This is a genomic window from Candidatus Afararchaeum irisae (genome assembly GCA_034190545.1).
Classification (GTDB): Archaea; Halobacteriota; Halobacteria; order Halobacteriales; family Afararchaeaceae; genus Afararchaeum; species Afararchaeum irisae.
The window spans coordinates 1-7,631 of the sequence record JAXIOF010000072.1 but is presented as its reverse complement, the minus strand read 5'-3'; the positions used below and the strand labels follow the sequence as shown (position 1 = coordinate 7,631).

Annotated in this window: 7 protein-coding genes; 1 reads left to right on the top strand and 6 read right to left on the bottom strand. The window is 55.4% G+C overall.

All coding sequences use genetic code 11. The features are described from left to right. Nucleotides 1–123 precede the first annotated feature (123 nt). On the bottom strand, nt 124–489 hold the full coding sequence (locus tag SV253_08185; GenBank protein ID MDY6776035.1) for a hypothetical protein: 366 nt from the start codon (nt 487–489) through the stop codon (nt 124–126). Next, a complete protein-coding gene (locus SV253_08180; protein MDY6776034.1) occupies nt 489–2,399 on the bottom strand; it encodes a hypothetical protein in 1,911 nt (636 codons plus the stop codon). The genes SV253_08185 and SV253_08180 overlap by 1 nt, the downstream gene beginning before the upstream one ends. A gap of 844 nt (nt 2,400–3,243) precedes the next feature. Between SV253_08180 and SV253_08175 the strand changes: the two genes are divergently transcribed. Further along, nucleotides 3,244–3,534, top strand: a complete 291-nt coding sequence (locus SV253_08175) for a hypothetical protein (GenBank protein ID MDY6776033.1) — start codon at nt 3,244–3,246, stop codon at nt 3,532–3,534. Between the two features lie 121 nt (nt 3,535–3,655). On the opposite strand, the gene SV253_08170 is transcribed toward SV253_08175, so the two are convergent. The 4 genes from SV253_08170 to SV253_08155 all read right to left on the bottom strand — a co-directional run. After that, complete coding sequence (locus tag SV253_08170) at nt 3,656–3,916, bottom strand: hypothetical protein (protein ID MDY6776032.1); 261 nt, start codon at nt 3,914–3,916, stop codon at nt 3,656–3,658. Between the two features lie 3 nt (nt 3,917–3,919). After that, on the bottom strand, nt 3,920–4,207 hold the full coding sequence (locus SV253_08165; GenBank protein ID MDY6776031.1) for a hypothetical protein: 288 nt from the start codon (nt 4,205–4,207) through the stop codon (nt 3,920–3,922). Then, complete coding sequence (locus tag SV253_08160; GenBank protein MDY6776030.1) at nt 4,207–7,428, bottom strand: hypothetical protein; 3,222 nt, start codon at nt 7,426–7,428, stop codon at nt 4,207–4,209. The genes SV253_08165 and SV253_08160 overlap by 1 nt, the downstream gene beginning before the upstream one ends. Beyond that, nucleotides 7,428–7,631 (bottom strand): hypothetical protein (locus SV253_08155; protein MDY6776029.1); only part of this gene is annotated, 204 nt, incomplete at its 5' end. The genes SV253_08155 and SV253_08160, both read right to left, overlap by 1 nt.

The following is a 7,631-nucleotide window of genomic DNA, read 5'->3' as shown; positions in this document are numbered from 1 at the left end:
CGCGTCCGAGCTCACCGTGCTCCCGATCACTCCTCCCGACAGACCCGCGACCACCACCGCGACGACGAGGAGATGGGTCGTCTCTATGCCGTTTATGCCGGATTTGAGCTTGTCATACATGGTTTAGCCTCCTAAGAACAGGCTGATTAAGTCCAAGCCGACGAGGAGATACAACGGCGCAAAAGCGAACGTCACCGCGTACGTCGGCACCCCCGCGTTAGCTATCATAGTCGGAGCCGCGAAAAGCACCGAGAAGGCATCGATCACGTACGAGAGAGCACCGCCTACGCGACCCGTGAATCCCTCACCGTCCGTCGTCGAGGAGCCGAAGCTCTTCATGTCGTTGTTCATCTCCTCGATCTGTCCCGATCCGCCGGGCTGAGGAGCTACGCCGAGGTTGTCGGCGATACCCGACGCCGCCATGAATCCCGCCGCTCCGTTCAGGAATATGAGTAGGACGAGGATCGGGAGGGTACGGAAACGAGGCATTACTCTAACCCCCTCTTTCCGAGCATCCAGAGTACAGCTATAATGATCGATGCGACTATGATACCGACACCCATCGTGGGAGGGAGCCAGTCTATGTACCACAGGATACCCGCAAAGAACGACGTGATTAGTGCTCCCGCTTCGGCGAGAGAGCCTCCGAATATCGCCGCTATGAGCAAGAGGAAGATAATCGATATACGATGTTGCCACTCGTCGGGGATCGGAGGACTCGACCCTTTCTGTGCTCCGAGGACTATCTGTCCACCCTCAGTATCTCCCTGTACCGGCGTCCTCTCCCAGTCTACGACCCACGTCTTCTTTCTCTGGGACTCCGAGAGCATAGCCGACGCCTGCTTAGGCGTCATGTTCTCGCCGGGAGCGACCTCCCACGTGTTCTGGTAGATCGAGTTCGTCTCGTTCCCGCGTTCGTAGATATTGACGTCGAGTTTCTTCGTCTTATTCGTCGGATCGGCGTACTCGAACTTTATCGCGTTGTTCTCGATGTAGGCGTCGACGGCGTAGGTCTCGCCCTCCTCTATGGTGTAATTCACGCGCCCGACCGGAAGCGTGTACGTGCCGGGCTGTACAGGGCGGAAGTTGCCGAGTGACCTCGTGTCGCCCTGGGCGTTCTCGATCTCTAACTGGTATCTCTGTCCTTTGCTAAGATGTACTCCGAGAGTGTTCGCCGCTCCGAAGCTCGACGACTTGACCGTCCCCATCTCACCGTTTCCGAGAGGCTTCTTAATCGTCAGAGTCGACTCCGACGCCGGGAACATCCCCGTCTTGTCGTTGAGCTTGAACGTGATCGGTAGACCACTCGACGCGTTCCCTTCGGTGAGGTAGACCGTCGACGACCTCGTAAAGTCGGCGACTGACAGAGACGTGTTAAAGTATCCGTCGGCTCGGACGTCGACGACCGCCTCCTTGTCGGGGTATGTTCCTAGCTCGGAGAAGTTGAAGTACCCCGAGGTCGTCGACCCCGAGTAGGAGAATCCGCCGGGAGCCTGCATCTCGACGTTGACCTCGGTCTGGTTTATGAGCTTAGTATCGCTCGACCTACGGAATACGAGTCGTCCCGGTGTTCCGAAGGTGTAGACTGACGACACCGAAGTCTGGTTCTTCGAGTCCTCAGCCTTCACGTACCACCCGTGACGTCCGCCGCCGACGTTCCACGTCGTCGAGGCTACTCCCGCGTCCGAGATCACTTGAGAGCCTATCAGACTCTCGTTCTCGGCGTTGTAGAACGAGACGTTGACTGTGTCGTTGGGGAACTCCGAGTCGGAGATCTGAGCTTGAAGAGTGACAGTCTCCTCGTTCACGACCTCGTCGTCGGAGGGAGACGCCGACGTGACATGGGGAGCCGAGTCGATCTCGATCGTGAACACGTCCGTCGACTTACTCTTTCCCGTACTGTCCTGGGCTATGGCATACCACCCGTGAGTGCCGGAAGAGTGAACGTCCCACGTCACCGACGCCGTCGTGTTCTGAGTCGTCTGTACCTCGCCGACCTTATCTCCCGTCTCGAAATCGTAGAACGAGACTGTGACTTGATCCCCCGAGGAGAGATCGGCGTCGGAGACGTTGATAGATAGCTCTACACCCGCCTCTGAAGGAGAAACAGACGAGCCGTCTGAAGGCGACGGATCGGAGAGCTTCGGCGTGTGTCTCTCGGGAGGTTGATAGTCTCCTATCGCGTAGAGAGTCGTGCCTAAAGTGACGAATGCCGCGTTATTTGAGATTGTAATTGGGCTTGGAGCTTTCGACGTGTCCGACTGTACTGTATAGATCTCTGTACCCTCATCATATTCGGGGTTATCGTACCCAGATAGAGTCCAACCTTTTCCGGGGTCAGTCCCATCATCGTAGTTAAGCCATAGGACTTTATCTTCAGTCCCTGCGATAGAGTTCATCGGAGGGGACGGTGACGGTGTGTCGTAATCAAAATACGCAGATGCTGAACTGTTCCAGATTACATTACCGTATCTATCCCGATACTGCAACTCCCATTCCGTAGAGCTACGCATTTCTGAGTAGCTTTCAGATCGAGTAACTGTATAATAACCACCAGGAATCTCCGATGCTCCCACTACAGATCCAGATCTCTCCTCTCTGTAATCCCCGTCATCCATTATAATAGTATGAGGAGAGCCTGTATAATTCGCCGTTATCGATCTCGACAGTTTATACTTCCGTGGAGTGGCTTTTAAACCAAGATTACCTATAGTATACTCAAGACCGTAACGCTCGGGGAAATCTCTACTAATAACATACGCACTAAAGTGTATATTCCCACTATCCCAACTCTTGATAGGATGCGTTATAGTATCAGTTTTCGCCTCTCCGTCAGAGCTAGGCACAGTAACAGTTCTATTAACCAATTCTGTACCAGTCAGGTCTAACGAGACTATCTTATGTCCGGCTCCAATTATGACCCTCTTAGGCGAGGTATGATTCACTAATTTAGGATGGGCAGGAACAGATCTCGAATTTATTTCTCGATTCCCTGATGAGATCGAGTATGTCCATACCGTTGACCCATTCGACGGGTACATGGCATCAACGACTGTAGATCCCGGTGCAGTTGCCGTAGTAATCAAGAGGTCATGTCCGAGTTCTTCCGAGTGTACATAAGTCGGCTGACCTACTGGCACCGACCCATACGACTTCTCCCATATAGATTCCCCTGTCCTAGGATTTACCGCATATAGATTTCCTGTCCGAGTCCCCATGTATCCGATCCCGTCGACAACCGTCATGCCTGTCCCACCCCCGCCGAGTTCCTTCGTCCATTCAACAGTACCAACACTCGGAGCATTCTCAGCCGAGAACGTCGAGTCCCTCTTTCCAAATTCTTTCCAGTCCTCAGCCGCTACCGGCGTCGACGCTACGACTACCAAGACGACGACCGTTATCGCTATCGTGCGTTTATTCAATCTCATTGTAATCCTCCTCCGTCCCGAAGAAGACGTAGTAGAATCCAGGATAGTCGTCGACGACGAGAGATCAAGGTCGAGGTCTATCTCGCCGTTCTGTTCGAGTCTCTGAGCCTCTCGGAGTATCTCGGATAGGCTCTTGTCTTCGGGTACTCTCCCGGTCTCCCTTTCTCGGTCTCTGAATGTGTCCGTGTCCGTGTCCGTGTTTGTGCCTGTATCTGTGTCGCTCATGCTTATCGCCCTCCTATGATCCGTTCGAGTCGGAGTAGCCAGGCGAATCCGTACACGAAAACTACGACCATGAACCCGACAGGGACGCCTACGAAAGCGACCTGGAAGATCGAGTCGACGACACCCACGCCGATCCCCGTCTCCTCGACAGCCTGAGAACTTTTAACCTCGTCCCCAAGCGGCTCGATCACGACCGGCGCGGCTACCATGTACGCACCGAGTGCGAATATCATAACGAGTCCGAGTATCGCTACTCGAAGCATCTCTTACCTCACCCCCGCCTCGATGACCGATCTGATTAAGAAGTACACGGCTACGAAGCCCAAGACGAAAAACGGGTACCACATGAACCCGAGGCTTACCCACTTCCGTCCCTCTTGAGCTTGGCTCGTCGTCGAACGAGCCGCCGAGACCGCGAGAAGCTCACCGAACGGCTGTTTGAGCACCGTCCACACAAGAGCCACGAGTACGAGGGAGACGACTACCATTAAGAACGCAAAGGCGAGCCCTCCCTCGGCGGTCTCGGTCTCGGAGGGTGGGGGGACTGCGTTCACTAGAGCTCACCTCCGTCTTGATCGAGGAAGTCCTCGGGAGACTCAATCGGATTCTCCCACATATCTGCCCACTCGTCGAAGAATCCATCATAAGAGTCCTCCCCGAGGTCGAGGTTAGGAAGACCGGGAGTACCGCCGCCACCACCGCCTCCGCCGCCCGGATCATGCGGTGGTGTCTTGCCCGGCGGGATACCTCGGTCGGGAATATCCCTCGTTGGTCTATCCCTATCGTTAGGCACGTCTCGCGGATTCCTGTCGTCCGTGGGGTCTCTTACAGCCTCGGTAAAGTCCGTAGGCTCGTCGACGTTTCTTCGGACGCCTACCGGCGTATCACTCTCTCCGTCGTTATTCGGATCTCCGATGTACTTGTCCCAGTCCCACGTCGTACTACCGCCATAGTCGTAATCTCGGTCTTGTGTCGGAGTCCTCTCGGTCTCAAAGCCACTCTCGTCGCTCGATGTATCTCTGTCATCTCTAACCCCGAGGTCGAAGTCGAAACCTTCGTTGAATCCTCCTCGATCCCTGTCTCTGGATCTGGTATACTCCTCTTCGTATCCGTCCCATGTCTCTTCTCCGACCATGTCGGTCTCGAACCGTCCACCGTCGCCTGCCTCCCTACGAGTCCGGGTTTGAGACTCGTCGAGGAACGAGACCGAGGAGAACTTGGCTGTATCCCACGTCGAGACTCTTTCGGATCGGCGTCCTCTCTCAGCTATCCGTTCGACGGCTTGACGTCCCTCTCGGGCTATGTTCTGTACCTCTTCGTAGGACTTGACCTCGTTAGATGACTCCAACTCCCTACGTAGGCGTTCCGTGACCTCGCCCTTCCGAGTCGCCTCACGAGCTACACTCTCCGAGACTCCTCTCTCCTTGAGAGTCTTGACGCCTCGATCTCCCGCTCGGATAACCTTCTCGATAGGAGCGTACGTGTCGGCGGGGACTTTCCTCCCACGTATATTTACTTTATAACCGCCGTCGACCTTCACGTACTCCGAGTTCTTCGGTATTATCGCCTCGGCTTCCGCCGTCGTCCTCGACGGAGACCTCACGTATGCCACGTCGGAACGACCCTGAGTTTCGAGGAACTTCTCAGCCGCCGCCTCAGTCTTAACCGACTCGGGCATACGACGGATGTCCGAGACTTCCATCTGGATTAAGTGAGGCTCCTTAGTGTCGGGAAGTGCACGTTCCACACGGCGTTTCGTAGCTTTCGCTATGCCGTCATTCTTCAGTTCCTTGAGTATACTCTTATACTGACTGTCGAAGTTCTTGACCTCCGATAACGCCTTCTCTTTCGCCGTCTTTCCGACCCCTTTATCGAGAAGGTGGTTTATCCTAGCTCTTGTGCCTGCTCGTCCCTTTCGGATCTCCTTGAGCTTCGTCAGAGTCCCTTTCCCGGTCTTGGCGGCGGACACGGCTCCCTTTATGTCGGGATACGCCTCGCCTCCGACGAAGGCTCCCTCTGTGTCGTACTTCCGACCGGCACGCGTCTCGAAAGACGCCGATCCCGGCTTCGACGACTTCTTCCCCTCGACGGTGTGTTTCATTAAGTAACCGCCTTCGTCGAGCTTCCTCATCTTCTCGGGAGTAAACTCCTCAGCTAAACGCTTCATCTCGACCACGGGGTCACTACTCGCCTTTACAGGATACTCCGAAGGAGACTGTCTTGTCGTGAATTTCTCCTTGGCGACTCGAACCTTCTCAGACCACGAGGGGTAGTTAATATCCCCTCTCTCTACGGCTCGTCTAACAACCTGCCCCGAGGTATCCGATCTCGACAATGTCCTGAGTCTCGACCCTATCCTCCCTGTCTTACCGAAGGATCGGACTGCTTTACCCGCATACGGGAGAGCCAACATACCTGCCGTCTCGACAGGATGTTTAGCGGCAAACTCACCAGTCTTAACCGTGCCTCGACCTATCCTCGACGCGACTTCCTCAGCTATATCAACCGGACTATCGCCGTCGTCACTCACCGCCTCACGAGCCGCTCCCCCAACAGCCATAGGAGCTTGAGCGACCTGTCCCGCCGCGAGACCAATACCCGACGGGATCATGCTCACGATCCCCTCAGCCGCACCGCCGACAGTCTGCTGTCCTCCGACCTCGACCCCTCCGACGTCGACACCCGGAACCCTAGGTCCGACGTTTTCGAGAGGGAGTACGTCTCGGACAGCCTTCCCGGCGTCGTGCCCCGCTCTTGCTATCATTTCACCGCCGACGAACGTCGTCTCAAGTGGTGCTCCGAGGAACCCTCCCTTCTCAGCCTTCTCGTAGATAGACGAGCCGGCTTTACGTGCCCTCTGTATATCCTGCGGCGTATAATCCCACTTGTAGCCTCCCGAGCCTGTCCTGTGTATCTGTATCTCACCCGGACTAACGCCCTCAGCCTGGTTAGCTATCTGTTGCCTAAGCTCACTATCTGACTTACCTCCCGGTTTAGGAGCGTCCACGTTTTTGAGAGACTCGGGACGACTCCGATCAAGAGCCATTCCGTAGGTCGGAGAGACCTCCTCTCTCGTCCTCTCTCGGAGGCTATTCACGTAATCTATGATAGCTGAGTCCTGTCGCTCGTTCTCAGATACTCCGAGATAACCGCTTTCCCCGCCCGTGTTCGGAGATCCATCTTCGTACTCTCCCCTACCGAGATAATTCTCACCCGTGGCATCTATTACGGCGTCGGAGATCGTATCAACGACTCCCGCCCCGATCCCGGCGGATCTAATATTCTCTCTGGGTGCCTCTCTATCCCTCCCAGTTAGTGCGTCGACCGCGCCTCCGACTACCTGAGCCGCCGAGTCGAGAAGTCCTCCGTCGTTGCCCGACTCCGTCCGACGTGCTCGACGGATACGAGGACGAGAGTTGTCGACATTGTCCTGGGGATCTCCCACACCGTCGTTGTCGTCGTCGTTGTATCGCCTGTCGAGGTACCCGGTTCGAGCCGAGTTGTCCATACCACTATCGCCGTTTGATCCACCGCCGTCATCGTTTCTCGGTTCTCCATAACCCTCGTCGTCATTGGGTTCTTCTCGACTACCGTCGTTGTAGTCCCCAGTCTGTGTGTCATCTACGGGATCTCCTACCCCGTCGTTGTCCTCATCATTATACTGTCGGTCGAGGTATCCCGTACTCGCCGAGTCATCCATTTCGTCCGCTTCTTCGTCATCCCCTTCGATGTTACCACTATGACCTCCCGAGGCTATCGAATCCATTAATCCCATTATTCACTCACCTCCTCAATCCAGTCCGCTTTTTCTGCGTGATTCTTCCAAGTCTCAACGTCTCGGTAGTGACTCTCACAAACCACGTCCTGAACCTCAATCTGAGCCGTTGGGGGTAGGAACCGAACTAGACGGTCTCCCGATCCTGTACATCCTGGAACGCCACACCTACCGAATCCGCCTGTCTGGTCGCTCTTACTCAC